This window comes from Methylophilus sp. YYY-1, assembly GCF_029132825.1.
Classification (GTDB): domain Bacteria; phylum Pseudomonadota; class Gammaproteobacteria; order Burkholderiales; family Methylophilaceae; genus Methylophilus; species Methylophilus glucosoxydans.
The window spans coordinates 62,748-88,189 of sequence record NZ_WOVG01000003.1 but is presented as its reverse complement, the minus strand read 5'-3'; the positions used below and the strand labels follow the sequence as shown (position 1 = coordinate 88,189).

General features: G+C 50.1%; 22 protein-coding genes. 18 read left to right on the top strand and 4 right to left on the bottom strand.

Annotated elements, in window-relative coordinates; all coding sequences use genetic code 11:
* Positions 1-37: 37 nt before the first annotated feature.
* The 11 genes from GOC95_RS09645 to GOC95_RS09595 all read left to right on the top strand — a co-directional run bounded on the left by GOC95_RS09645 (position 38) and on the right by GOC95_RS09595 (position 13,007).
* Positions 38-610, top strand: coding sequence for a hypothetical protein (locus tag GOC95_RS09645; RefSeq protein WP_275356863.1), 573 nt, complete (start codon positions 38-40; stop codon positions 608-610).
* A 171-nt stretch (positions 611-781) separates the two neighbouring features.
* Positions 782-1,462, top strand: a complete 681-nt coding sequence (locus tag GOC95_RS09640) for a response regulator transcription factor (protein ID WP_194747059.1) — start codon at positions 782-784, stop codon at positions 1,460-1,462.
* Between the two features lie 18 nt (positions 1,463-1,480).
* Positions 1,481-2,611 (top strand): ATP-binding protein, encoded by a 1,131-nt coding sequence (locus GOC95_RS09635; RefSeq protein ID WP_275356862.1) that lies wholly within the window; start codon positions 1,481-1,483, stop codon positions 2,609-2,611.
* A 76-nt stretch (positions 2,612-2,687) separates the two neighbouring features.
* Positions 2,688-4,226: a lysine--tRNA ligase gene (lysS, locus tag GOC95_RS09630; RefSeq protein WP_275356861.1), complete on the top strand. Its 1,539-nt coding sequence runs from the start codon at positions 2,688-2,690 to the stop codon at positions 4,224-4,226.
* A gap of 151 nt (positions 4,227-4,377) precedes the next feature.
* On the top strand, positions 4,378-5,835 hold the full coding sequence (locus tag GOC95_RS09625; protein WP_275356860.1) for a porin: 1,458 nt from the start codon (positions 4,378-4,380) through the stop codon (positions 5,833-5,835).
* A 157-nt stretch (positions 5,836-5,992) separates the two neighbouring features.
* Positions 5,993-6,187 carry a YezD family protein gene (locus tag GOC95_RS09620; RefSeq protein ID WP_275356859.1) on the top strand — a complete coding sequence of 65 codons (195 nt, stop codon included), beginning with the start codon at positions 5,993-5,995 and terminating at the stop codon, positions 6,185-6,187.
* 60 nt (positions 6,188-6,247) lie between these two features.
* Positions 6,248-7,927, top strand: coding sequence for an alginate export family protein (locus GOC95_RS09615; protein WP_275356858.1), 1,680 nt, complete (start codon positions 6,248-6,250; stop codon positions 7,925-7,927).
* Positions 7,928-7,938: 11 nt separating this feature from the next.
* The gene (locus GOC95_RS09610) at positions 7,939-8,946 is read left to right on the top strand and encodes a sulfate ABC transporter substrate-binding protein (RefSeq protein WP_275356857.1); all 1,008 of its coding nucleotides are present in this window, start codon (positions 7,939-7,941) and stop codon (positions 8,944-8,946) included.
* An 80-nt stretch (positions 8,947-9,026) separates the two neighbouring features.
* On the top strand, positions 9,027-9,305 hold the full coding sequence (locus GOC95_RS09605) for a DUF2325 domain-containing protein (RefSeq protein WP_194747052.1): 279 nt from the start codon (positions 9,027-9,029) through the stop codon (positions 9,303-9,305).
* A gap of 171 nt (positions 9,306-9,476) precedes the next feature.
* The gene (locus GOC95_RS09600) at positions 9,477-11,129 is read left to right on the top strand and encodes an EAL domain-containing protein (protein ID WP_275356856.1); all 1,653 of its coding nucleotides are present in this window, start codon (positions 9,477-9,479) and stop codon (positions 11,127-11,129) included.
* Between the two features lie 246 nt (positions 11,130-11,375).
* Entirely contained in the window at positions 11,376-13,007 is a 1,632-nt protein-coding gene (locus tag GOC95_RS09595; protein WP_275356855.1) for an EAL domain-containing protein, read from the top strand.
* 24 nt (positions 13,008-13,031) lie between these two features.
* On the opposite strand, the gene GOC95_RS09590 is transcribed toward GOC95_RS09595, so the two are convergent.
* The 4 genes from GOC95_RS09590 to epsC all read right to left on the bottom strand — a co-directional run bounded on the left by GOC95_RS09590 (position 13,032) and on the right by epsC (position 18,288).
* Entirely contained in the window at positions 13,032-14,351 is a 1,320-nt protein-coding gene (locus tag GOC95_RS09590; protein WP_275356854.1) for a TAXI family TRAP transporter solute-binding subunit, read from the bottom strand.
* Positions 14,352-14,523: 172 nt separating this feature from the next.
* Complete coding sequence (locus tag GOC95_RS09585) at positions 14,524-16,437, bottom strand: family 2A encapsulin nanocompartment cargo protein cysteine desulfurase (RefSeq protein WP_275356853.1); 1,914 nt, start codon at positions 16,435-16,437, stop codon at positions 14,524-14,526.
* Positions 16,424-17,338 (bottom strand): family 2A encapsulin nanocompartment shell protein, encoded by a 915-nt coding sequence (locus GOC95_RS09580; protein WP_194747048.1) that lies wholly within the window; start codon positions 17,336-17,338, stop codon positions 16,424-16,426. The genes GOC95_RS09585 and GOC95_RS09580 overlap by 14 nt, the downstream gene beginning before the upstream one ends.
* A gap of 47 nt (positions 17,339-17,385) precedes the next feature.
* A complete protein-coding gene (gene epsC / locus GOC95_RS09575) occupies positions 17,386-18,288 on the bottom strand; it encodes a serine O-acetyltransferase EpsC (RefSeq protein WP_275356852.1) in 903 nt (300 codons plus the stop codon).
* A gap of 321 nt (positions 18,289-18,609) precedes the next feature.
* Here epsC and cysK point away from each other — a divergent pair, with 321 nt between their 5' ends.
* The 7 genes from cysK to GOC95_RS09540 all read left to right on the top strand — a co-directional run bounded on the left by cysK (position 18,610) and on the right by GOC95_RS09540 (position 25,265).
* Complete coding sequence (gene cysK / locus GOC95_RS09570) at positions 18,610-19,596, top strand: cysteine synthase A (RefSeq protein ID WP_275356851.1); 987 nt, start codon at positions 18,610-18,612, stop codon at positions 19,594-19,596.
* A 187-nt stretch (positions 19,597-19,783) separates the two neighbouring features.
* Positions 19,784-20,764 carry a sulfate ABC transporter substrate-binding protein gene (locus GOC95_RS09565; RefSeq protein WP_275356850.1) on the top strand — a complete coding sequence of 327 codons (981 nt, stop codon included), beginning with the start codon at positions 19,784-19,786 and terminating at the stop codon, positions 20,762-20,764.
* Between the two features lie 50 nt (positions 20,765-20,814).
* Positions 20,815-21,684 (top strand): EAL domain-containing protein, encoded by an 870-nt coding sequence (locus GOC95_RS09560; RefSeq protein WP_275357218.1) that lies wholly within the window; start codon positions 20,815-20,817, stop codon positions 21,682-21,684.
* 109 nt (positions 21,685-21,793) lie between these two features.
* Positions 21,794-22,627, top strand: a complete 834-nt coding sequence (cysT, locus tag GOC95_RS09555) for a sulfate ABC transporter permease subunit CysT (protein WP_194747044.1) — start codon at positions 21,794-21,796, stop codon at positions 22,625-22,627.
* A 57-nt stretch (positions 22,628-22,684) separates the two neighbouring features.
* Complete coding sequence (cysW, locus tag GOC95_RS09550; protein WP_275356849.1) at positions 22,685-23,575, top strand: sulfate ABC transporter permease subunit CysW; 891 nt, start codon at positions 22,685-22,687, stop codon at positions 23,573-23,575.
* A gap of 1 nt (position 23,576) precedes the next feature.
* Complete coding sequence (locus GOC95_RS09545) at positions 23,577-24,554, top strand: sulfate ABC transporter ATP-binding protein (RefSeq protein WP_275356848.1); 978 nt, start codon at positions 23,577-23,579, stop codon at positions 24,552-24,554.
* A 123-nt stretch (positions 24,555-24,677) separates the two neighbouring features.
* A complete protein-coding gene (locus GOC95_RS09540; RefSeq protein WP_275356847.1) occupies positions 24,678-25,265 on the top strand; it encodes a PEP-CTERM sorting domain-containing protein in 588 nt (195 codons plus the stop codon).
* The last annotated feature ends 177 nt before the right edge of the window (positions 25,266-25,442 follow it).

Below are 25,442 nucleotides of genomic sequence, written 5' to 3'. Positions count from 1 at the left end.
AAACATATATATAGGAATCATTAATAAAGGAATAGTTATGGAAATGACATATGAAGAGCGGCTGAAGTGGTTACATCAGCTCTGTCAGGCCCAAGCCAACGCAGTGCCGCTGTCTGCTGAAGCGGCCAAGTCTGCCTATGCAAATGCCGATGTGGAAGAGGCTGCGCATTATCTGGCAAGTTTTTTAACTTTTCAGGCCATACGTTCTGCAGAGCGCCATCCGGCCGATGAGTTGCAAAGCGACTTTGATATGCTGGGGGTGTATCAGTGTTTTGGCTTGATGTTGTACGCTTTTTTGCTCATGCCATTAACGCAGGATGGGCACCAGCCAGATTATGCCCGGGCACAAGTGACGATAGGCAAAACCTTGTTTGCAGGGCTGGCGCCAGAAATGCTGGCAGAGATTATTGAGTCCGGGTTTCATAAGTTTGAATTGATTGCAGAAACCGATTCCGAGCACTGGCTGACCTACCGCGAAAATCTGGATAAAGTGACCATCAGCTACCTGATTGCAAGCACAGACGATGACAGTCCGCATGGCCCGGAGGATGTATTGCCCCTGTTTGGTCAGTTGCTCAGCCAGTTGTGTGAGGCTTTTACTGCGGATTAAATTTTGCATCGAACATATTTGCGGTATACTTTAAATTGATTTAACATTTTCGATTCAGTTTGAAAACTTGGGTAAAATGTCTCGCTTACGCTTGTTATTGAATTTGTTTGTTCGTTAAGATTCCGTGGCTAAAGTACATTGAGCCTAATGCAAATCTCAAAAAGGACATAAATGAGCAAGCTGCTGTTGATTGACGATGATGTTGAACTAGCCAACATGCTAAAGGAATTTCTGACGCAGGAAGGCTACACCGTGACAACTGCACATGATGGCCTGACGGGTGAGCAATATGTTCTGGCTGGCAAGTTTGATCTTGCTATTCTGGATGTGATGATGCCTGGCCAGGATGGATTGCAAACATTACGCAACATCCGTCAGCATTCCGATATTCCTGTGTTGATGTTGACCGCCAAGGACGACAACGAAGGCCGTATTGAAGGCCTGGAAGCTGGCGCGGATGACTATGTTCAAAAACCCTGTTTGCCACGCGAGTTGGTTGCCCGCGTGCGTGCGATCTTGCGCCGCCATACCAGCGACAGTCCCAAAGGGAATGATATTGTGGTTGGTCAACTGGTGGTTTCCAGCGAGCGCAGAAAAGTGTTCTGGGCGGATAAACCTATCATTTTCACCAGTACCGAATTCAGTTTGATTGAAATTCTTGCCAAACATGCAGGCACCATCGTCAGCAAAGAGGATCTGTCAGTCAAGGCCTTAGGTCGTCCGCTGGTCAAGTATGACCGTAGCATTGATGTTCATTTAAGCAGTATCCGTCAAAAAATCTCTGAAGTTTCCGGCGGGGTCAATGTGATTCAAACAATTTACCGCGTTGGCTATCAACTGGTAAGAGAGTAATTCGTTATTGCGAGGCCTATGGGGCGCCTGTTCTGGAAGTTATTTGCAGCACTTTTTCTGGCGCTCATTTCAACCGATATTATTGTTGGAAACATTGCAGAGTGGGAGCTGAATCGCAAGCTGATCGGCTACCATGAAGCGTTACATGCCGCGAGTGACCAGGTTAAAACACAAGCCCCGACGCAACCCTCTAAAGAGCTGATCGCAAAAACACTGTCACATGAACACCTGCCTATGGTGTTTAACCTTCCGGTTTGGGTGTTTGTTTTCGGCATTCTCGCCAATCTCGTCTTTGCCAGTTTGCTTGCCTGGGCCATCGCGCATCCAATCAAGCTGTTACTGATTCATCTTAAAAGTGCAGCAGAGGGCGATCTGCTCGTGCGTGTCAGCCCCAAGATCAAGGCCTCTTATGATGAGTTTTCCGGCTTGGGGCAGGCCTTTGATCTGATGGCGCTGCGCTTGAATAATATGATCAAAAGCCAGTCAAACATGATGCATCATGTTTCCCACGAACTGCGTTCCCCATTGGCAAGAATACAGATGGCTGTTGGTCTGGCCATGCAAAATCCACAAAAAATTCAGAGCTCTTTGCAGCGCGTTGAGCTTGAAGCTGTGCGCATGGAGCGCATGATCTCTGAATTACTCGAAATTTTTCGCTTTGAGTCGGATATTCACAAGCTGCAAAAAGTAGAGGTGGATTTGCAAGCTCTGCTGACAGGCATTGTTGGGGATGTCCTGTTTGAAAAGCATGACGCTAAGCTACGGTTGTTGATGCCTGATGAGCCCGTCATCCTGGATGGGCAACTGGAGTTGTTGCAACGTGCGATTGATAACGTGATCCGCAATGCGCTCAAATATGGTCCTGTGGATGGTGAGGTGACGATTGAGTTGCAACATAGTCAGCGTACTGGCGAAATTATTCTCGAAGTACAGGATCAGGGGCAGGGCGTAGAGCCACAAGAGCTTGAGCAGATATTCAAGCCTTTTGTGCGAGGTCGCCGCGCTTCGCAAGTCGAAGGGCATGGCATCGGCCTCGCCATGACCAAGCATATCGTTGAAGCCCATGGCGGCTTTGTCAACGCCACCAATCTAAGCCCGGACGGATTCATGATCCGTATTCATTTGCCCATCCAGCAAGAAACGACGTAGACGATCCTCTAAAAATCAGCGCTAACAATGCTAAAATAGCGCGTTTAAGATTACGCAGGCGAATGCCGGATACAATATGACAGCACAACACTCCCACCCAGATAACGCAACTGAGAGCGTGGTTGATGAAAATCATGTGATTGCAGAACGTCGCGAGAAACTACGCTTGTTGCGTGAACAAGCGCAGGCCAGCGAGAAGGCCGTTTTTCCTAACGATTTCAAGCCAGAGCATAAAGCCGCTGCGTTGCAGGCAGCATATGCCGAGACTGACAAGGAAACCCTGGATCCTCAAGAAATCCCTGTAGTGGTTGCCGGCCGCATGATGCTCAAGCGCGTGATGGGTAAAGCCAGTTTTGCTACGATTCAGGATAGCTCAGCACGTATCCAGCTTTACATTGCCAGGGATGAAATCGGTGAAGCCTTGTATGACCAGTTCAAGCACTGGGACATGGGCGATATCCTTGGCGCGAAAGGTCGATTGTTCAAAACCCGTACAGGCGAGTTGTCTGTGCATGTCACTGAATTGCGCTTGCTGACCAAGTCATTGCGTCCCTTGCCGGAGAAATTTCATGGCTTACAAGACCAAGAAATCAAATACCGCCAGCGTTATGTCGATTTGATCACCTCGGAAGAAACCCGTGAAACATTCAAGGCCCGTTCCAAAGTGGTGGCAGCGATTCGCCAGTTCATGAATGAAAACGAGTTTCTGGAAGTGGAAACACCGATGCTGCATCCTATTCCAGGGGGCGCCTCAGCCAAACCCTTTATTACGCATCACAACGCACTTGATATGCAGATGTTTATGCGAATTGCGCCTGAGTTGTATTTGAAGCGTCTGATTGTCGGCGGCTTTGAGCGCGTGTTTGAAATCAACCGTAACTTCCGCAATGAAGGCTTAAGCGTACGTCACAATCCTGAGTTCACCATGATGGAATTCTACGCCGCATACACTGACTACCAGTGGCTGATGGATTTTACCGAACAATGTATACGCGCAGCTGCCATTGCTGCTCGTGGCACGGCAGTGTTGAGCTATGCGGGTAAAGAGGTCGATTTAAGCAAGCCGTTTGAGCGTTTAACCATTTTGGGCGCCATTCAGAAATATGCGCCGCACTACACCGCTGAGCAACTGAATGACGCCGAGTTCTTGCGCAAAGAATTACTCAAGTTTGGCGTCAAGGCGTTTGACCATGCAGGACTGGGCGCATTGCAGCTATCATTGTTTGAAGAGACCGCAGAAAGCCAATTGTGGCAACCTACTTATATTATTGATTACCCGGTTGAGGTGTCACCACTGGCGCGTGCCTCCGACAAACATCCTGAAATTACCGAGCGTTTTGAGCTCTTTATTACCGGGCGTGAAATGGCCAATGGCTTCAGCGAATTAAACGACGCTGAAGATCAGGCCGCGCGCTTCCAGGCTCAGGTAAAAGCGAAAGAAGCCGGTGATCAGGAAGCCATGTATTACGACGCTGACTTTATCCGCGCTTTGGAATATGGCATGCCGCCGACAGGTGGATGCGGAATTGGCATAGACCGTTTGGTGATGCTGATGACTGATAGCCCCAGCATTCGTGATGTGATTCTCTTCCCACACATGCGTGCTGAGAGTTAACTCAGAGATGATGTGAAAAAGCCACCTTTAAAGGTGGCTTTTTTTATACTAGTCCGCTGTAAGAAATATGTAAGGTTTGTCATTAAAGTGTCATATTTGTTCTTCAAAATACGCCCCGTTGTTTATAGAAATATTCAATCAGGGAAAATTTATGAATTCAAAATTACACCGCATTTTATCTGCGGCGTTGGCTGGTGGCTTGCTTGCAGGTTTATCACTGACCGCAATGGCAGATTCCAACATTGATCTCGTGCAGGCATTGGTCGCCAAAGGCGTACTTACTGAAGAAGAAGGTGCCTTGCTCATGAAGGGCCGTACCAATGAAGTAGAAGTCCAAAAGAAAAAAGAGAGCAAAAGTTGGACAAGTCGCGTCAATATTCGTGGTTATGTACAGAACCGTGTGACCAAAATGATTGGTGATGACGGTGATAATCCAAGAAATCCTGTTGATTTATGGTCTGATCGTTCAGTAGGTACCGATGATTCTATTAACGCGGACAAGAATTTTCTGATTCGCCGAGCACGTATCATTGTTTTTGGTGATTATGGTGATCATTTAAGCTACTACATTCAACCAGACTTTGCTTCATCAGCCAGTGGCACTAACAACATTGCACAATTGCGTGATGCGTACGGTGACATTAATATTGATAAAGCCAAAGTACACCGAGTGCGTGTCGGTCAATCTAAAGTTCCTTATGGTTTTGAGAACTTGCAGTCCTCTTCAAACCGTTTGGCGATGGATCGTGTAGACGCATTGAACAGTGCGGTTCGCGACGAACGCGATACGGGTGCGTTCTATTACTACACACCAGAGAACGTTCAAGCTCTGTTTAAAGAGATTAACGACAAAGGGCTTAAGCACTCAGGTAATTACGGTATGTTGGCTTTAGGCCTATATAACGGTCAAGGTGCTAACCGTAGCGATGCGAATGATAATTATCATGTAGTGGCTCGGGCTACGTATCCATGGAAAACTGAAACTGGCCAGATTTATGAGGCGGGTATTCAAGGCTATCATGGACAATATGTACCGACGATTGGCCGTTACAACTCAGCTTTTGGTACAGGGTCTTCTTCCAGTGCACTGAGTAGTTCAACAGGTAGATCAACTGTAGCTGGTACAACTTCTGCTCAGCCCATTATTGGCGCTCAAAATGCCAAAGGTTATGAAGACCAGCGCGTAGGTGTATCATTTATTATGTATCCACAACCTTTTGGTCTACAAGCAGAGTGGAACTGGGGTAATACACCAGGTTTGGATATTGCTCAGAACAGAATTGAAGATAAACACTTGCAAGGCGGTTATGTTCAGGCCATGTATAAAATTGACAATTTCCAGTTCCTTGAGACGAATGGTACTTTGATCCCATTTATCAAATGGCAATATTTTGATGGTTACAACAAGGCAGAAACTAACGCTCCAGAAAACCATGTTAACGATTGGGAGTTGGGTCTTGAGTGGCAATTGGCACCAGAAGTGGAAATTATGGCCGAATACCACCGTATGAAGCGTAACAATCTGGTAACTGGTAACCGTACAGGGACCCAGGATTACCAAAGCTTCACCGCCGATGCTTTGCGTGTACAGGTGCAGTACAACTTCTAACTTTTTCCGTACGAATCTCAAACTCAAATCCCGCAGTGATGCGGGATTTTTTTTACTCCTTATATAGTTAAATGTAATATAAAAATAACGAATAATTATTTTTTAAAATATAAATAGTCTGAAATAATGCTGTTCATTCAATGTGGTGAGAGGCAGCATGTCTACAGAACAACACAAAACTGATAGCGCAGCAGATTCCGCAGTGTTGGCGGTGGTTGCTTCCGCGATCGCTGCGGTACAGCAGGATACTGGCTATGGTTCCATCGAAATCACGATACACGATGGCCGGGTGACGCAAATTGAGCGACGCGAAAAAGTCCGCTTTGATCATCAAACCAAATCCAAAAAGTAATTAATAGTTTAGTAAACACTGACCAGGCCGCTGGAAGTCATTCAATTTCGGGAGAATTACATGCAGTTTAAAAAAATTAGTCTCGCACTGGCGACCGCAAGCTTGTGGTGGTTGGGAGGGGGCGTGGCCTTGGCAGAAGAGGCACAGCTCGCGGAGGCACAAATAGAGGATACTGAGCAACAAAAGAAAATCAAGGCGCGTCTTGAGGAAATCAAGGCTGAGGAAAAGGCTGCAGCCAAAGCCGCGAATGGCTATTTTGTAGACCGTCGCAGCTACGGTACTCAGAAGGAAACCGAGCCACCTCGTTACGTCAAGCAGCTAAACAAAACTTGGCTGAAAGATTATGACGCATTTGCAGATATCGATTGGTTAGATATTGGGTTCGAATACCGTGCGCGTTTTGAACATCGTGACAACGATTTTCGTCGTGCTCAGCAAAATTTAGATGAACCAATTTTACTGCGTTCAAGAGCTTATCTGGGTTTGAAAAATATCTTGGATCCATTCAGATTTGCAGTTGAGTTGCAAGATTCACGCCGTAATCATAGTGATTACTCCCGTAGTAATGATACCCGTGATATTGATAAAGCGGATGTTTTGCAGGCGTATCTTGAGTTGTATTACAAAGACAGTGTTTTCGGTAAAGATGATCTTGGCAACAGTCGCCCTTTCTGGATCCGTGGTGGACGTTTGGCTTGGGAAGCTGTTGACAGACGATTGATTGCACGTAACGAATGGCGTAACACTACAAATACGTTTCAGGGTGTTCGCGCCAATATTGGCGATAAAAAGAATGACTGGCAATTGGAAGTGTTTGGCGTGCAGCCTGTACAACGATTCACCGATCAGTTGGATCAGGTTGACCATTCACAGAATTTTTATGGTGCCATTTTCGACTGGCGTGGTTGGTCTCAATATGTCAACGTCCAGCCATATTATTTCTTGTTAAAACAAGACGGTAGTGAGGTGAAGTACGATACCAACGGCGTTTCATACAGTGATCGTTCTGTCTACACTGCTACTCAACAAAGCCAAGCCAAAATTGATCGTGAAATCCATACGGCAGGTTTACGCGTATTTGGCGTAATCCCTGGAACCCAATGGGATTACGATGCAAGTTATATCAAGCAATGGGGGCATCAACAACGCTTCATTAGTGCTGCTATAGGCTATCGGGATGTCGATCATGATGCGCATGCATACAATGGTGAAATTGGCTATACCTTTAACCATTTATGGAAACCACGGTTAAGTGCTTTTTACGGCGTAGCAACAGGTGACAAAACCCCTGCAACCGGCAATGATTTTACTGCAAACCAACGTTTTGACCGCTTATTCGGTTTTGCCCGCCCTTGGTCTAACGATGACTACATTCAAATGGAAAACATCCGTACGCCTAAGATACGTTTGGAGTTTGATCCAAAATTTACCTGGCTTGAGAACCTCAAGGTAGACACTGGCTTTAGCTGGTATCGTTTGGACAGTGCCAGTGACCGTTGGAACGCTGGCGCCAATTTGAGAGATAGAACAGGTAATTCAGGCCGCGACCTTGGTAAAGAATTCGATTTACGTGTTCGCTTTCCGATTAATCAGTATGCATCTCTCAACCTTGGCTATGCACATTTTTGGGCGGGTGACTTTGTCAAGAATGCAGTGAAATTAGCCGCCAATAACAATGATCCTACTCGCTCCAGTGAGTCTGATTTCTTCTACACTGAACTGACACTTTTAGGTTTTTAATGGGGAATTGAATGAATTTTAAAATTAGTCTTCTCAAAGGCGTATTAACTCTTGCGCTCGCCTTGCCTGCAGTCGTTTGGGCGGCTGATGTCAACTTGCTCAATGTGTCCTACGATCCAACACGCGAGCTGTATCAGGATTACAACGCTGCATTTGCTAAATACTGGAAAGATAAAACCGGCGACAACGTCATCGTCAAGCAGTCACATGGTGGCTCTGGCAAGCAGGCTCGTTCGGTCATTGATGGCCTGCAGGCCGATGTGGTGACGCTGGCCTTGTCTTACGACATTGACGAGGTTGGCAGCAAAGGCCGCTTGTTTGGCCCGGACTGGCAGAAACGTCTGCCGCACAACAGTTCGCCTTATACCTCGACCATTGTGTTTCTGGTGCGTAAAGGCAACCCGAAAAACATCAAGGACTGGAGTGACTTGGTGAAACCAGGCACCTCGGTGATTACCCCTAACCCCAAAACTTCTGGTGGGGCGCGTTGGAACTACCTGGCGGCCTACGGCTATGCGCTCAAGCAAAACAATAACGACGAGGCGAAAGCCAAAGAGTTTTTGAAAAAACTGTTTAAAAACGTGCCGGTGTTAGATAGCGGTGCGCGTGGCGCAACCACGACCTTTGTGGAGCGTGGTATTGGCGATGTGTTGCTGGCTTGGGAAAACGAGGCTTTCCTCGCGCTCAAGGAGCTGGGGCCGGACAAGTTTGATTTGGTCGTGCCTTCACTGTCTATTCTGGCGGAGCCACCAGTGACTGTAGTCGACAAGAATGCCAAGCGTCATGGCACTGAAGCGGTATCCAAAGCCTATCTGGAATACTTGTACAGTGAAGAGGGCCAGGAAATTGCAGCCAAAAACTACTATCGTCCGACGTTGGAATCTGTGGCCAAAAAATACGAAAAACAGTTCCCTAAAGTCAATTTGATCAAGATTGATGAAGCGTTTGGCGGTTGGCAAAAGGCGCAGAAAACACACTTTGCCGATGGTGGTGTGTTCGACGAGATTTACCAGAAGTAAGCATTGAAATTCAGCAGTTCATTTTAGAAAAAGGCATTTACCCAATGCCTTTTTCTTTCTCTACAACAGGAGAATGTTTTATGTCAAAAGCATTAGTCATTGGTGGTGACCGTATCGAGGGAATCAAACAGGTGTTGCACGCACAGGGGATTGATAAAATTGACCACTGGACGGGCAGAAAACCCGGCGACGTCAAGCGCGAGTTACCTGTTAACGTCAACGTGATTGTGCTGGTCACCGGCTGGCTCAATCATTCCATGATGTACCGCATCAAGCATGTCGCACATAAGCGCGGACTCAAAGTCGTGTATACCCGTAACAGTGCCGATGGCATGCAGCGTGTGTTAGAAGCAGCTTGATTCTTGCGTGGTGATTGCGCCCAGCGAGACCCGCTTATTTTGAATCTGCTCTAAATATATCCCCTTTATTGACCGTTAAAACAGGTAAGTTTTAAGGTTTAATGACATTGCTCAAACATGTTTTTTAACATGTGCGCAACATTGAGTCGTCAAGGTTTTTAAGGGTTGATAATGAGTCAGAACGGGATTGGCGAGCTGGTAGCGCCACTCAACGAAAACACCACACAGCGGCAGTTTATGCGGCATCGTCTTGTCCGAAAGGTACAAGACAATACGCATTTTCTGGCGATGACCAGCATGGTATGCGGCTTGTTGGGTTTTCCCCATTATTTGCTGGATGTAGATAACAATATCTGGCTCGCACAGTTGTTGACTTACCTTACCTTTATTCTGGTCAGCTACAATCTGCTGCTCGAAAATGGCCGCAACAATCTGGCCATGTTGACCATGTCGCTGGTGACCATCAGTTTGTTTGTGGTGCAACTGTCACCCTATGCCGCCGATTTTAACGATACCGCCAGCATCTTGCGTGCCTCAGGCCAAACCGGCCTGCATGCGCCTTCCAACAGTTGGGAGTTTATTGCCGGTGGTGTGTTGGCCTGTCTGATTGCGGTCTCCTATCTTTTTCAGCGGCATCATTATGTTGCTGCCAGTCAGGGCATGCTGTGTATTGCGGTCATGATTCCTTTGATTCCGTTGCTAGGGTTGCTCTGCGGCATTGCCAATCCTTATGGTGTGATGTCCCCACTGACCACCTTGAGCGGCATGCTCTGTGCGTTTGGCTTGCTCGCCAAGCAGGCGTCTCACCCGCCCATGAGTTACCTGTTGCTGATGGACGATACCGGTAAACAGATTCGCTCCAGTATCTTGTTGCTAAGTATCTGCGCCATTTTGCTGGCGAGGGCCGGTGTGATGTTTGGCGACAATATGCGCGGCTTGCCCCTCGTGGTGCTGGTTTCCTTGATCGCCATCATTTATACCCTGTCGGTGACTTATTATCACCAGGGGCAGGTCAGCGAAAAGGTACTGCCCGCAACCGATATGGATTTCGCCAGCCAGGTCGAGACCGCGCTGGATAATCAGCAGTTTTTTATGATGTATCAGCCGCAGGTCGATTTTAAGACGGGCAAACTGAAAGGGGTGGAAGCATTGGTTCGCTGGCGCCATCCTGAAAAAGGCATTATTTCCCCGGAGAAATTCATTCGGGTGGCTGAGTTGACCGGGTTGATTGTGCCGTTGGGCAAATGGATCATGCAAACGGCCTGTGCACAGGCCGCTCAGTGGAAGGATCATCCGGTGCTCGGCAAGATAGAGGTGTCTGTCAACGTCTCTGCATTGCAACTTAAGTCTGGCACCTTGGTAGAAGAGATCATGCAGATTCTGCAAGACACCGGGCTCGCACCAGAACGGCTGGTGATTGAGTTGACCGAAAGCTCTTTTGTACAGGATGACGGCGAGAATGCGCGTCTGATGCATCAGCTCAAAGAAGCAGGCATTAAACTGGCGATTGATGATTTTGGGACTGGCTATTCCTGCCTCTCTTATTTGCGTGATATTCCGGGCGATTATCTCAAGGTAGACCGTTCATTCGTGATGGAGCTGCCTGGTCACAATAAAGCAGAAGCCGTGATTCAGGCGATCGTCAGCCTGGGCAAAAGCCTGGATTACCGCATTATTGCCGAAGGGGTAGAAACCCAGGCACAGGCTGATTTCCTCAAGTCAATCGGCTGCGATATTGTGCAAGGCTTTTTGTATGCCAAACCCCTTGAAGCCGATGCGCTGCCACAATGGGTCTCTGTGGCACAACCTGAAACGCTCACCTGATTTGCATTGACTGATCATGACTTGACCTGCCATGGTCAGGACTTTTTCCCTCGTTTAGCTTGCTTCCACTCTGCTATAAAAACTATCTGTTTTATAGCGAATCACTCATGAGTATCAATTAATTTGATATAAAGAGTAGAAATGTGCCATTTTATTTTACTTTGGTATCCATTCGTTTCGCCTATAGTGAATGACATGGCCTGTGCCCGCACAGGATCAGAATAGATCAAGATTAGGGGGAGCACTATGTCAGTTTCCAGTATTGACTGGTCTACTGAGCGTCATCACGCAACTTCAACACAGCAGTTATACATGCGGCACCGGTTTTTAAGAACTGTGCAAAAGTTTGCTCCCTGGCTGGCAATTGTCAGTATTGTCACTATGTTGTGGGGACTACCGTTTTTGCCAGTACACTCTGCGGCAAGCCTGTTTTTAGTGCAAAGCAGTGCATACCTGATCTTCATGTTCGCCAGCCTGGGGGTGGTGTACCAGACCTGGCATCAAAAGCGCGTGATTTGCGTCCTGATCCTGATTGTCGCTGCCGGTTTTCTGTTCCAGCTCTATCTCAGAAGCAGTGCCCTCTCATTCAACAACGGCTGGGTGACTCTCGTCGCGTTCTCCAGTGACCAGCAGGGCAATATGGTTTTTGATCTGGGCATGGCCTTGTTGGTGTTGCTGGCAGCGGTGCTGCATCATCGCCATTGCAATCGCGCCAGTCAGGTCTTGCTGAGTATTGCCGTTTTGATGCCGGTCACCGGCTTGCTGGCCTGGGCCTATCATATTCCGCACGCTTACGGTCAGCTGTCACTGTTGACCACTATTGGTGGCTCTCTGTGTGCGGCGGCCTTGCTGGCAAGGCAGATCACCGCTACCCCCATGAGTTACCTATTGTTGCTGGATGACACTGGCAAGCATCTGAGATGGATCGTCTGCATCTTGATTACATGCGCGATTGTTTTGGGAGGGGTGGGTGTTTTTTTTGATAACGATCTTCGCCTGACGCCCATCATTATCACTGCTGCACTGATTTTAATCATCATTGTGATGACCTTGACCTATTATCACAAAGGGGTGATGCATGAGCAGGTGTTGCCCCCAGAAGACCTGGCTTTTGCCAGCGAACTCGAAGCAGCGATTGCGCAAGAGGCGTTTTACCTGGTGTATCAACCGCAGCTGGATTTTCAGACCGGTAAACTGGTGGGCGTCGAGGCCCTGATTCGCTGGCAACATCCCGAGCGTGGGGTCGTGTCGCCGAATCAGTTTATCGGTGTGGCCGAGTTGACCGGTCTGATTGTGCCCATGGGTGCCTGGGTACTCAAAGCCGCGTGTGCACAAGCGGCCTCCTGGACTACCGGTGAATTGAGTCGGGCCAAAGTCTCGGTTAACGTCTCCCCCTTGCAGTTAAATACTCCCTGTTTTGCCGAGTATGTGTTGCTGGTACTGCAAGAGACTGGCCTGGCGCCTGAGCGCCTGGTAATCGAGCTGACCGAGAGTGCGTTTATTCATGCCGACTGCACGGGTAACGAGCGCCTGCAAAAACTCAAACAGCACGGCATTAAACTGGCGATTGATGACTTTGGCACCGGTTATTCCTGCCTGGCTTATTTGCGTGATATTCCCGGGGATTACCTGAAAGTGGATAGGTCTTTTGTGAATGACATTCCCGGCAAAGAGCGCTCAGAGGCGGTGATCAGTGCCATTGTGGTGTTGGGCAAAAACCTGCATTACCAGATTGTGGCCGAGGGGGTGGAAACCGAAGACCAGGCAGATTATCTGAAGGCGCTGGGCTGTGATTTTGTGCAGGGCTTTTTATATGCCAAGCCGATGACCGCACAGGCCTTGCAAGACTGGATGCGCAATCGGGCAGACCTTGCCTGAGCTTTGTGCGTTTAAGGCGTGTGCCTAAAACGTGCGCTGATTGAGTTTGGAGCGAACCAGCTCAATATGCGCACGCAACTCGTAAGCATATTGTGAAAAAGGCACCGGTAGCTTGACGTTGACCACCTTGGTTTCAATTTCATTGAGTTTATCCAGGCACTGACGGACATCTTCAGCCGATTTGATCTCTTGCAGCTGGGTATCCAGAAAGCGTAGCTCGCCGTAATAACGGAACAGTTTGCGCTTGACCAGCCACACATACACCATCGGGATAATTTTGGTGAGCGGGATCAGCAACGCCAACAAAGGCAAAATCACAATCAGCGTGCGATTAACAAAGGTGGCTGCCCAAAATGGCAGGTATTTATCAATAATCGGCAGGCCGGATTTGTAGAAATTCAGCGCCTGCGTGCTGATCGGAAAATCCGTATCCTTGGCAGAAGGGAATTCTCCCTTGCCGTTAAACATGCTTGGGCCACCATGCACCTCGGCAATCACTTTCATCATCAGGTAAATCAGCGCCGGATGCATGCTGTCCTTGATCACCAGCGTCGCGGTTGGCGCCACCAGATGCACATCGTGACTGGGAATATTGCGCGCCAGGTCCATGGCACCTTCTGGCAGCACCAGGTGATGCATAAACGCAAACTTGCGTGAAAAGGCTTCAGCGGTGTCCATACTTACCATGGTCAGATGCTTGTCTGCAATGAGCTCGCGGACCAGGCTGGAGTTGGCAACATCCACAAAAAAAGCGGCATCGAGCTTGCCTGACTGCAGGGCCGCCACTGCTTCTTCGGCACCTATGGTGACCAAGGTGCTGTTGCTGGCATTGATGCCACTTTCCGAAAGCAGCGTGTTGGCCAGAAAATGACTGCCACTGCCTGGGTAGCCGACGCCGATGCGTTTGCCTTTGAGGGCCGATAGATGGGTGGTTTCGGTTTTGCCGCGGCAAAAAATCCACACCGGCTGGTAGTACAGGCTGCCCAATGACAACAGTGAGCCTGCGCCTTCACTATGCGCCATGCCATCTTGAATGAATGCAATATCTACGTTGGAGTCAGGGTCCTTCAGCAAACGCAGGTTTTCATCATCCCCTGCTGTTTTGCGTATCTGCAGATGAATGCCTTCTTTTTTAAGATAGACGCCATAAATCGCGGCAAACGCATTGTAATTGAGGTCCGCTTCGCCGGTGGCAATCACAATATTGCGTGGGGGTGCAGGGTCTATGAATTTGTAAGCAAAAAACAGTGCCAGGCAAATGAGCAGGAAGGAGGGGAGCGTGGCTTCCAGCATTTCGCGGGTGAAGATGGCGGTAAATTTGTTGTTGCGCGGATCAAATTTCATCGGTTATCTGGCGTCTGGTTATGGAAATCACACTCACAGCGAGCTATGCATTGCGATTCTACAGAGGCTTGCCGCGAATGTCACAATCTTGGCGGGCAACATAAAAACAATCCCCTGCCTTTGCAACGCGCACGCTGCACGGGCAGGGGATGAGCTATGTTACGCGGCTAGACTAGGCGTGATAGGACGCCAAGCGCTGTAACACCGCAATCATGCGGTCGATTTCATCATAAGTGTTGTAAAACGCCAATGACGGCCGTACGGTGGTTTCAACACCAAAGCGACGCAAAATCGGCTGTGCACAATGATGGCCAGAACGCACGGCGATGCCTTCTTCATTGAGCGCTGCGCCCACCTCTTCGCTTTGATAGCCCTTGAGTGCAAAAGACAGCACACTGGCCTTATGTTTGGCTGTCCCGATCAGGCGCAGATTGGGGATCTGGCACATGGCTGCCGTGGCATACTCCAGCAGGGCATGCTCATAGGCGGCGATATTTTCGATGCCTAGCCGTTCCACATACTGCAAGGCGGCACCTAACCCTACCGCATCGGCGATATTACCCGTGCCTGCTTCAAATTTGGCCGGGGCCGCGTGATACACCGTTTTTTCAAAGGTGACATCTTGTATCATGTTGCCGCCGCCTTGCCAGGCAGGCATGTCTTGCAGCACGTCGGCTTTGCCATACAAGGCACCAATGCCGGTGGGGCCAAAGATTTTATGCCCGGAGAACACAAAAAAGTCAGCATCCAGCGTTTGTACATCGGTCCGCATATGTGACACCGATTGCGCGCCATCCAGTAGCACTTTTGCGCCCGCCCTGTGAGCCATTGCAATCATTTCCTGAGCAGGCGTGACCGTCCCCAACGCATTTGATACCTGGGTAAATGACACCAGCTTGGTTTTTGCCGTCAGCAGTTTCTGGTATTCCTCCAGCAGAATCTGGCCACTGTCATCCACCGGGATTACTTTCAGCACCGCCCCTGTTTCCTGACACAATTGCTGCCAGGGCACGATATTGGCGTGATGTTCCAGATATGAGACCACAATTTCATCGCCTTGCCCCAGATGTTTTTTGCCCCAGGTTTTGGCGACCAGGTTAATCGCTTCCGTGGTCCCGCGTACAAAAACGACCTGATTCACCGAAGGTGCATTGATAAAACGACGCACGGTTTCGCGCGCTTCTTCATACGCATCCGTCGCGCGCGCGGCCAGCGCATGGGCGGCCCGGTGAATATTGGAGTTTTCGTGCTGGTAAAAATAACTCACGCGGTCGATGACGACTTGTGGTTTTTGTGTGGTCGCCGCATTGTCAAACCAGACCAACTGGCGGCCATTCACCCGCTCATTGAGGATGGGAAAGTCACGCCGTACCGCATGCACATCAAATGCCGGATGCGCGGAAGCCGGCAGGCTGCCCGTCAACCCGGGTTCGGCTTGCAAAAAGTAAAACGATTGCGCGCCGGCTACCGACGGTTTAGCCGCAGTTTGGGAGGAGGCCGCAGACGGTGGGGACTGTATTGCACCCGCGCCCAGCCAGCGATCCAGCTCCTGCTGGTAAGGAATCTCAATGCCCGTCCCGGCAAATGAGCCAGGGGTCAGAAAAGCAGCCTCGGGCTGCAAAACATTCAGGTGGGCCGGATGGTTATGTAACGGGTCGCTACCCAAGGCTTCAATGCCAGGCACATACGTGAGCTGCTGCGCTTGCGCCTGCTGGGTGACGGGTTGCGCCTGCGTTTGCGCATAACTCGGTGACGCCACACCACCTGTGCCACCCACATTGACCAGCTTGGTAGTCAATGAGTCTGTAGGCGGGACAGATGGCTGTGGGGCATGCGAAGCCGCCAACGATTGCGCCAGGTCTGCTGCCGCAAACGGTGCCGTCGCCGGAAACCCTTCAGCGTAGAGGTCGTTGACCAGTTGCGTCAGCGTGGCGGTATCCAGCACACCTGTGTTTTCCAGTTCGCGTCCTACACCCAGCGCAGCAGTCATCTTGGGATGCTCACCCGGCAATGAGGCCAAGATGGCCTCAGGCTCAAAACTGGCGCCATCAGTTAAAGTCAGGCCGAATGAATTACTTGTAGTCATAGTAATGATCAACTCCGACATCTTCCAGGACGGCAATCGCGTCTTCGGTCAGCACGGCCAGTGAGCAATACAGCGAGACCAGGTAAGAAGCAATCGCTTTATGGTTGATGCCCATAAAACGTACTGACAGGCCCATGGTTTGCTGGCCTGGCAAGTTCGGTTGATACAACCCGATCACGCCTTGCTTGCTCTCGCCTACACGCAGCAGCAGGATTTTGGATTTGCCGTTGACGATAGGCAGTTTGTCGCTAGGAATCAGCGGAACGCCACGCCAGGTCAAGAATTGTGAGCCGAATAAGGAAACGGTTGGGGGTGGCACGCCACGGCGGGTGCACTCACGGCCAAAGGCGGCAATTGCTTTCGGGTGCGCCAGGAAAAACGCAGGTTCTTTCCAGACTTTGGTCAGCAGCTCATCCAGGTCATCCGGTGTTGGGTAACCATTACGGGTTTTGATGGTTTGTGATTTGGCCACATTGTTGAGCAGGCCGTACTCTTTGTTGTTGATCAGTTCGCTTTCCTGGCGTTCTTTGACTACTTCAATAGTCAGGCGCAGTTGCTCTTTGATCTGGTTGTGCGGGCTGCTATACAGGTCAGACACGCGGGTATGCACATCGACCACGGTATTCACCGCGTTTAGCACATATTCACGGCCCCATTCTTCATAATCGACAAAGGTTGCTGGCAGTTCTTTTTCATCTTTGTTGGAGCAGTCGACAGTAATGGCGTTGGGGTCTTTGGCCTTGTTGACACGGTAAATACCGGCTTCAACGGGTACCCAGTTGAGCAAATGCACCAGCCAGCGCGGGCTGATGGTGCTGAGCATGGGTACCGATTTGGTAGCATTGGCAAGCGTGCGGGCAGCGACATCGCCCAAAGCGCTCTGAAAAGGTTGTTCTGACATAAGGTCTCCTTAAAGTGCAACTATGAATAGGTTGCAATAGTTAAAAATCAAGCGGCAGCCGGAATCGGTTTGGCATCCGAATGCGCTTGTGTGAGGTGACTGTTGGCAGGCACGCTGCGCGTAACCCAGACATTGCCGCCAATAATCGAATGTTTTCCTATGGTGATGCGGCCCAGAATGGTGGCCCCGGCATACACCACCACGTAATCCTCCAGAATGGGGTGGCGTTCAAATTTCTTCACCAGATGGCCATTGGCATCTTTGGGAAAGTTTTTTGCACCCAGGGTGACTGCCTGGTAAAGGCGGACGTGGTTACCAATAATCGCCGTCTCACCAATGACCACGCCGGTGCCATGATCAATAAAAAAGTAATCGCCGATACGTGCGCCAGGGTGGATATCAATGCCGGTTTGCGAATGGGCGATTTCAGTGATCAGGCGTGCAGAAATGGTCAAACCCAAGCCGTGTAAAACATGCGCCAGCCGGTAATGAATCAGCGCCAGAATGCCGGGATAGCTGACCAGAATTTCATCCACGCTGTCAGCGGCCGGATCGCCTTGATAAGCGGCTTCGAGATCGGTATCCAGCTGCTGGCGAATCGCAGGCAATTGCTCGGCAAAGGTTTGCGTGAGGGCATGTGATTGTGCATTGAACTGGCTGGCGGCGGTCCCCTGCGCTTTAAACGCAAGCTCAAGACGGATTTGTTGCTGCAATTCACGCAGGGCTTTATCCAGCGTGGTCCCCACATAAAAGTTAATGGCATGTGGCTGAATGTCTGAATCACCCAGCCGGTTGGGGAACAGCGCCGCAGCCAGGCCTTCCACGCACTTGGCCAGCACTTTACGTGAAGGCAGCTTGGGTGGTTGCGTCAAGCGCTGGCGTTGTTGCAATGCATGTTCGCGGATGCCCGCCAGTTGTTGCACGATGTGCTCGATGGCAATTTCTTGCATCGTGGATTCCTTGTCATGGTAAGTACGCGATTGCTGACAACAGGCGAAAAAAAAGCCAGTGGCCCTGGCGGGTCACTGGCTTCCAGTTGTCTGGTCAGCATGAATCTTTGCTCACTATAAAACACTCTTTCGTGATTGAACAGGGTAAAGCCTAGAATCATTTATTATTTTATTATCAGTATTTGTTATTTAAAGCAGTTTTAAAATAACCAAAAAGGTAGGGTTATAACTATTAAATATATTTATCCAACAAAATGTTATTTTTAATTTATTTCAGCGCTTTTTAAACTACAGTCACTGTTTTTATTTGAAGAGCGCTTTATGTCACACTGGTTTAATGACAATGCACAGTCCATCGGCAATACGCCCTTAGTGCGCCTGAACCGCCTGACCGCCCCTGGTCAGGCCACCATTTTTGCCAAAATAGAAGGCCGTAACCCGGCCTATTCTGTCAAGTGCCGCATCGGTGCGGCTATGATCTGGGATGCCGAACAAAAAGGCTTGCTGGGTCCTGGGAAAGAAATTGTAGAGCCTACCAGCGGCAATACCGGCATCGCGCTGGCCTTTGTGGCTGCGGCACGGGGCATCCCCATTACCTTAACCATGCCGGAAACCATGAGCCTGGAGCGGCGCAAATTGCTGATTGCTTATGGCGCCAAGCTGGTACTGACCGAGGGCGCCAAAGGCATGAAAGGCGCCGTGGCCAAGGCAGAAGAAATTGCCGCCGCGGATCCAGCACGTTATGTGTTGTTGCAACAGTTCAAAAATCCGGCCAATCCGGCCATTCATGAACAAACCACAGGCCCCGAAATCTGGCGCGATACCAATGGCGAGGTGGATATTCTGGTTTCAGGGGTGGGCACCGGCGGCACCATTACCGGTGTTTCCCGCTATTTCAAACAGACGCAGCATAAGAACATTCTCTCTGTTGCGGTAGAACCGGCAGCCAGTCCGGTGTTGACGCAGTTTAGGGCAGGGCAAGCACTCGCGCCGGCACCGCACAAAATTCAAGGCATAGGCGCAGGCTTTGTGCCGGATATCCTGGATTTAAGTCTGGTGGATGACATTGCACAAGTGACCAATGAAGAAGCGATTGCATTCGCCAGAAGACTGGCACGCGAGGAGGGCATTCTGGCCGGCATTTCCTGCGGGGCGGCGGTCGCGGTAGCGGTCAGGTATGCGGCTCTGCCTGAGCATGCGGGTAAACACATCGTGGTGATTTTGCCGGATTCCGGCGAGCGCTATTTGAGTTCAGTGTTGTTTGACGGCATATTTGACGAGCAAGGGCTCAGTGTGCCAGCCGCTTAAATTGCTCGCTGTTTCCCGCTTTTCGCCTTGCTGCGACCATGCGATTAAGACGCCAGTGCTTGCACTGGCGTTTTTTATCATCTTCAGTTTTATATTCTTTAAAATTATAAATATATTATATTTTATTCTTTTTAAAAATATAAAACTCCCGCTATAGTGCCTCCCTATCAAGTTCAGGGAGTTGTTTATGTCGTCTTTTATCCGTCACTTGCTGGTCTGGGCTGCGCTGCTACAAGCACCTGTGCAGGCTGCTGAATTGCTGAATGTTTCTTACGATGTGACCCGCGAGTTTTATAAAGAATTCAACCCGGCTTTTGTCCAGTACTGGAAAGAAAAGACCGGTGAATCGGTGACCATTAACCAGTCACACGGCGGCTCGACCAAGCAGGCGCGTGCGGTTGTGGATGGCTTGCCTGCGGATATGATTACCATGAACCGTAGCGCCGATATTGATATTCTGGCGCAAAAAGCCAAATTGATCCCGGCAAACTGGCAGAGCAGATTACCCAATAACAGCGTGCCAAGCGCTTCACCCACAGTGTTTCTGGTCCGCAAAGGCAATCCCAAACAGATTAAAGACTGGGACGACCTGATCAGACCCGGTGTGGCGGCGGTGATTCCTAACCCTAAAACCTCGGGTAACGGCAAGTATAGCTATCTGGGCGCCTGGGGCTATATCACGCAAAAAGGCGGCGATGCCAGCAAGGCGCGCCAATTTGTGACCCAGGTGTTTAAACATGTGCCGGTGCTGGATACCGGTGGCCGCGGCGCCACAACCACGTTTGCCCAGCGCGAGATTGGCGATGTGCTGGTGACGTTTGAAAACGAGGCCTATCTGCTGCAAAAAGAGCTGGGGGAAGACAAGTTTGAGCTGGTGTACCCGTCCGTGACCGTGCTGGCAGAGAACCCGGTGGCGCTTGTAGACAAGGTGGTGGATAGAAAAGGCACGCGCAAGCTGGCACAAGCCTATCTTGAGTATCACTTTTCACCTGCGGGTCAGGCTTTGGCTGCCAAACATTACTTGCGCCCGCAAGTGGCTGAGGTGGCGCAACCCAGCTTTAAAAAGCTCAATACATTTACGGTCAAACAGGTGTTTGGCAGCTGGAACGAAGCCGAAAACACGCATTTTAGTGATGGCGGCATCTTCGACCAGATTTATCAAAAGTAGCGTTTAAAAATCATTGCCTAGCGCATGCTTAAACGCAGAAAGGAGTCATGATGACACAAAAACAGTTATCCCCAGAGCCGGAGCACATTGTGCAATTGCGTGCCGAACTCAAACAGGTGCTTGCGCTGGACCTGGAAGAGCTTGGCTTGCTGGAGGCCAGCTCGGGCGAGTATGAAAGCACCTTTATCGGTGTTCATCTTAAAACCGCTTTTCAGCCGATCTACGATGCCAAACAAGGGGATATTTATGGCTATGAAGCCCTGATTCGTCCCTCATTGTTTGGCACCCTGGGCAGCACCCCCGAGTTTGCGTTTACCTATGCCGAGCAGTCCGGCAAGCTGGTGCAGTTTGACCGCGTATGCCGCTCGCAGCACGTGCTCAATTACCGGGCCATCCATCAGGAAAACGGCTTGCTGTTTTTAAACGTGCATCCAAAATTACTGCTGGAGGTCAGCGCCCACGGCAAGGTGTTTGAGCAGATCCTGCATAAGTATTCGGTGCCTACGCATCGCGTTGTGCTCGAGATCAACGAGTCTCTGATCGAGCAGGACAAGCACCTGATCGCTGCCGTGGAGAACTATCGCGCTTTGGGCTATCAGATTGCGTTTGATCATGTCGGCGGCCACCAAAGCAAGCTGTACCGCTTGTGGAGCGTGCAGCATGACTTTATCAAGTTTGATATCTCTGTGATTCAGCAGGCCGCGCAACAACCGGGCTTGGCCAAGGCACTCAAGGGGCTGGTGTCCAGCGTGCAGGATTTGGGCAGCACGCCGGTGATTGTGGGCATTGAAACCCAGCAGCAACTGGATATTGCGATCTCAGCCGGGGCGACCGTGTTGCAGGGCAACTTGCTGGCCGCACCGGTGGTGGCCAAGGTCATTAATGACCAATACCAGCACCGCACGCCAAAAGTTGCCTAATCCATCACGCTTTATATAACAGGCGCTTATAAATTAATGATTATTCATTCTTTAATGATTTAAAAGAATGCAGCTATATTAGCGCCTGTTTAACGGATCACCATACACCATGGCATCACAAAAAAAGAAACATTTACTCCCCGGATTTGGCTTGTCACTCGGCTACACGCTGGTCTACCTAAGCCTAATCGTTCTCATCCCTTTAGCCGCTGTTTTTCTGCGCACCACCGAGCTCAGCTGGCATGAGTTTTGGGCGGTGGTCACCACGCCACGCGTGGTTGCTACCTATAAACTAACCTTTGGCGCCTCATTGATTGCAGCGCTGATCAATCTGGTATTTGGCCTGCTCACTGCCTGGGTCTTTGTCAGGTATCAGTTTTTTGGCAAAAAAGTGTTCGATGCACTGGTCGACTTGCCGTTTGCCTTGCCGACGGCGGTGGCCGGGATTTCACTCACCGCGATTTATGCGCCGAATGGCTGGTTAGGCCATTGGCTGGAGCCGCATGGCATTAAAGTCGCGTTTACCCCACTCGGCGTGGTGGTGGCGCTCACCTTTATTGGCTTGCCGTTTGTGGTGCGTACCGTACAACCGGTGCTCGAAGACTTTAGTGCCGAGGCCGAAGAAGCAGCGGCCAGCTTGGGCGCCAACCGCTGGCAAACCTTTTACAAAATTATTCTGCCCGCCATCTGGCCGGCGCTACTTACCGGTTTCTCGCTGGCATTTGCTCGCGCGGTGGGTGAGTATGGTTCTGTCATCTTTATCGCCGGCAATATGCCGATGATTTCCGAGATTACGCCGCTCATGATCATCACCAAACTTGAACAATATGATTATGCGGGCGCCACGGCCATTGCCGTTGTGATGCTGGTGATTTCGTTTGTGTTGCTGTTATTGATCAACTTGCTGCAATGGTGGAGTAGTCACCGCCATGGCGCTAAATAATGGGCGGCCGCTCAAAGCATAGCGTTGCGTATATTTTGATAAACCATAGGTAGGATGATGCAAACCACACAATTTCAACAATATCAGGGCAAAGTGGCTTACAAACGCGCCACCTCTGAACCCACTTGGGTCCGCTGGGGCTTGATTGGCCTGGCGCTGGCGTTTTTAGGGCTGTTTTTGCTGGTGCCGCTGGCCGCCGTTTTTACCGAGGCCTTGCGCAAAGGCTGGGACGTCTACCTGGCTGCGATCACCGAAGCTGATGCCTTGTCCGCGATGAAGCTGACTCTGATCGCCTCGCTGATCTCGGTGCCTCTGAATCTGGTATTTGGTGTGGCCGCCGCCTGGGCGATTACCAAGTTTGACTTTAAAGGCAAAAGCTTTTTGATTACCTTGATTGACCTGCCGTTTGCGGTCTCGCCGGTGATCGCCGGGTTGATCTTTGTGCTGATTTTTGGCCTGCAAGGCTGGTTTGGCGAATGGCTGATTGATCATGACCTGAAAGTGGTGTTTGCCGTGCCAGGCATTGTGCTGGCGACGATTTTTGTGACCTTCCCGTTTGTGGCGCGCGAGTTGATCCCGCTCATGCAGGCGCAAGGCAAAGAAGAGGAAGAGGCTGCACTGGTGCTGGGCGCCTCTGGCTGGAAAATGCTTTGGCATGTGACCCTGCCCAATGTGAAATGGGGGCTGATTTACGGCGTGATCTTGACCAACGCACGTGCCATGGGCGAGTTTGGCGCCGTGTCAGTGGTCTCAGGCCATATCCGCGGCCTCACCAACACCATGCCTTTGCATGTCGAGATTTTGTATAACGAATATAACTACGCTGCGGCCTTTGCAGTGGCTTCATTATTGACGCTGCTGGCCCTGGTAACCCTGATTTTGAAAACCTATGTTGAATGGCAGGCATCCCGCGATGCCGCCGCGATTGAAAAGGAAGTGACGGCTTAAGATGAGCATTACCATACAACAGATCAATAAAGGGTTTGGCCAGTTTAGTGCCCTGCGCGATATCAATCTGCAAGTCCCCTCAGGCGAGCTGGTGGCCTTGCTTGGGCCTTCAGGCTGCGGCAAAACCACGCTGTTACGCATTATCGCTGGCCTGGAGACCCCTGACAGCGGCCAGGTGCTGTTTGATGGTGTAGACACCACCCACCGTGATGTGCGCGAGCGCCAGGTTGGTTTTGTGTTCCAGCATTATGCGCTGTTCCGCCATATGACCGTGTTTGAAAACGTCGCCTTTGGCCTGCGCGTGCGCCCCAAAGAAACGCGGCCGTCAGAAGCCGAGATCAAAAAACGCGTGCATGACTTGCTCAAACTGGTGCAACTCGACTGGCTGGCTGACCGCTATCCACCGCAATTGTCTGGCGGCCAGCGCCAACGGATTGCCTTGGCACGTGCCTTGGCCGTCGAGCCAAAAGTACTGTTGCTGGACGAGCCATTTGGCGCGCTAGACGCCAAAGTGCGTAAAGACCTGCGCCGCTGGCTGCGCCGCCTGCATGACGAACTGCATGTGACCAGTGTATTCGTCACGCACGACCAGGAAGAAGCCCTCGAAGTCGCCGACACCATCGTCGTCATGAACCACGGCCAAGTAGAGCAGGTGGGCTCACCACAAGCTGTTTACGATAATCCGGCCACGCCGTTTGTGTATGAGTTTTTGGGCAATGTAAACGCCTTTGAAACCCCGCAAGGCAAAGGCTTTGTACGCCCCTATGAAATTGCAGTCAGCCGTGAGGCCGACGCACAAACCATCGCCGGATCGCTCACCTACGTGCATTCTGTCGGCTCACTGGTGCGGTTGGAAATCAAGCGCGCAGACAACGAGCAATATGTGGATGTGGAACTGGGGAGAGAGCAGTTTAATCAGTTAAGTTTTAAGCAGGGCGAGACGGTGTATTTGAAGCCGACGCAATTGCGGGTGTTTTAATCTGAAGTAGTAAACAAAAAGCGTAGCGTTGCTGAATGCCAAATGTCATAGAGATTTAATAGATGCATTTATCAGTAGGTGATATGATTAAATAAAAATTAATTAAACTTAACGAGGCATTGCATGAAAAAGCTATTCTTACTTTTTTTATCTGTTAGCGGAATTTTATTGTCACCTGTTGCATCAGCTAGTACATTCACTTCTATATCTGCGAATTATCATGAGGCAACCATAAGCGATGGGTTCACCTACAACAACTATTATTTTGGCGCGGACGCCTTACCTATTGCGCCTGTGCTTGGTACTCATCTTGAATCTTCGCTAAGCTTTGATAATTCAGTAACTTCAAATTTCACAGGTGATGTATTTGTTCAGCAAGTGACAGATTGGAGTTTTACTTCTGGCTCATACACTTTAACTCCAGATAACTCTACTCTGGTTTTTGGCATATTTAGTTTCAATAGCGGTCATTTGACCAATGTCTTTACTATGTTTTCTCAACCTCGTACCTCGCCGGTTTGGGCAGATATCCAAATTGCCTTTGGCACTATTTTCATTACTGCTAAAGACCATGAGCTTGGAATTACTAAGTCAGGCACAAATGGTCCATGGGTTTCTACAGAGGTTGCACCGGTGCCGGAACCTTCCACCTATGTGATGTTATTAGCTGGTTTTGCATTCATTGGTTTCTTCGCGAGGCGTAAAGTTTAGGCGCTAAGTGTAGTAGGGTGGGCAACTCGTTGCCCACGCGTCACAATTCCAAATACGCTCCAACTATTCCCAAATTCACTCTCTTCAAACTCTGAGCTACTTTCCCAATGTTCAGCAAAATTCCCCACCTTTGAGTCGATGAAAAGTGGAGTGGCCAGTCTCTTGATTTTCTAGCGT

Excerpts from the sequence above, each read along its gene's own strand:
- GOC95_RS09645 (WP_275356863.1), top strand. The coding sequence starts at position 38 with ATGGAAATGACATATGAAGAGCGGCTGAAGTGGTTACATCAGCTCTGT.
- GOC95_RS09640 (WP_194747059.1), top strand. The coding sequence starts at position 782 with ATGAGCAAGCTGCTGTTGATTGACGATGATGTTGAACTAGCCAACATG.
- GOC95_RS09635 (WP_275356862.1), top strand. The coding sequence starts at position 1,481 with ATGGGGCGCCTGTTCTGGAAGTTATTTGCAGCACTTTTTCTGGCGCTC.
- lysS (WP_275356861.1), top strand. The coding sequence starts at position 2,688 with ATGACAGCACAACACTCCCACCCAGATAACGCAACTGAGAGCGTGGTT.
- GOC95_RS09625 (WP_275356860.1), top strand. The coding sequence starts at position 4,378 with ATGAATTCAAAATTACACCGCATTTTATCTGCGGCGTTGGCTGGTGGC.
- GOC95_RS09620 (WP_275356859.1), top strand. The coding sequence starts at position 5,993 with ATGTCTACAGAACAACACAAAACTGATAGCGCAGCAGATTCCGCAGTG.
- GOC95_RS09615 (WP_275356858.1), top strand. The coding sequence starts at position 6,248 with ATGCAGTTTAAAAAAATTAGTCTCGCACTGGCGACCGCAAGCTTGTGG.
- GOC95_RS09610 (WP_275356857.1), top strand. The coding sequence starts at position 7,939 with ATGAATTTTAAAATTAGTCTTCTCAAAGGCGTATTAACTCTTGCGCTC.
- GOC95_RS09605 (WP_194747052.1), top strand. The coding sequence starts at position 9,027 with ATGTCAAAAGCATTAGTCATTGGTGGTGACCGTATCGAGGGAATCAAA.
- GOC95_RS09600 (WP_275356856.1), top strand. The coding sequence starts at position 9,477 with ATGAGTCAGAACGGGATTGGCGAGCTGGTAGCGCCACTCAACGAAAAC.
- GOC95_RS09595 (WP_275356855.1), top strand. The coding sequence starts at position 11,376 with ATGTCAGTTTCCAGTATTGACTGGTCTACTGAGCGTCATCACGCAACT.
- GOC95_RS09590 (WP_275356854.1), bottom strand. The coding sequence starts at position 14,351 with ATGAAATTTGATCCGCGCAACAACAAATTTACCGCCATCTTCACCCGC.
- GOC95_RS09585 (WP_275356853.1), bottom strand. The coding sequence starts at position 16,437 with ATGACTACAAGTAATTCATTCGGCCTGACTTTAACTGATGGCGCCAGT.
- GOC95_RS09580 (WP_194747048.1), bottom strand. The coding sequence starts at position 17,338 with ATGTCAGAACAACCTTTTCAGAGCGCTTTGGGCGATGTCGCTGCCCGC.
- epsC (WP_275356852.1), bottom strand. The coding sequence starts at position 18,288 with ATGCAAGAAATTGCCATCGAGCACATCGTGCAACAACTGGCGGGCATC.
- cysK (WP_275356851.1), top strand. The coding sequence starts at position 18,610 with ATGTCACACTGGTTTAATGACAATGCACAGTCCATCGGCAATACGCCC.
- GOC95_RS09565 (WP_275356850.1), top strand. The coding sequence starts at position 19,784 with ATGTCGTCTTTTATCCGTCACTTGCTGGTCTGGGCTGCGCTGCTACAA.
- GOC95_RS09560 (WP_275357218.1), top strand. The coding sequence starts at position 20,815 with ATGACACAAAAACAGTTATCCCCAGAGCCGGAGCACATTGTGCAATTG.
- cysT (WP_194747044.1), top strand. The coding sequence starts at position 21,794 with ATGGCATCACAAAAAAAGAAACATTTACTCCCCGGATTTGGCTTGTCA.
- cysW (WP_275356849.1), top strand. The coding sequence starts at position 22,685 with ATGCAAACCACACAATTTCAACAATATCAGGGCAAAGTGGCTTACAAA.
- GOC95_RS09545 (WP_275356848.1), top strand. The coding sequence starts at position 23,577 with ATGAGCATTACCATACAACAGATCAATAAAGGGTTTGGCCAGTTTAGT.
- GOC95_RS09540 (WP_275356847.1), top strand. The coding sequence starts at position 24,678 with ATGAAAAAGCTATTCTTACTTTTTTTATCTGTTAGCGGAATTTTATTG.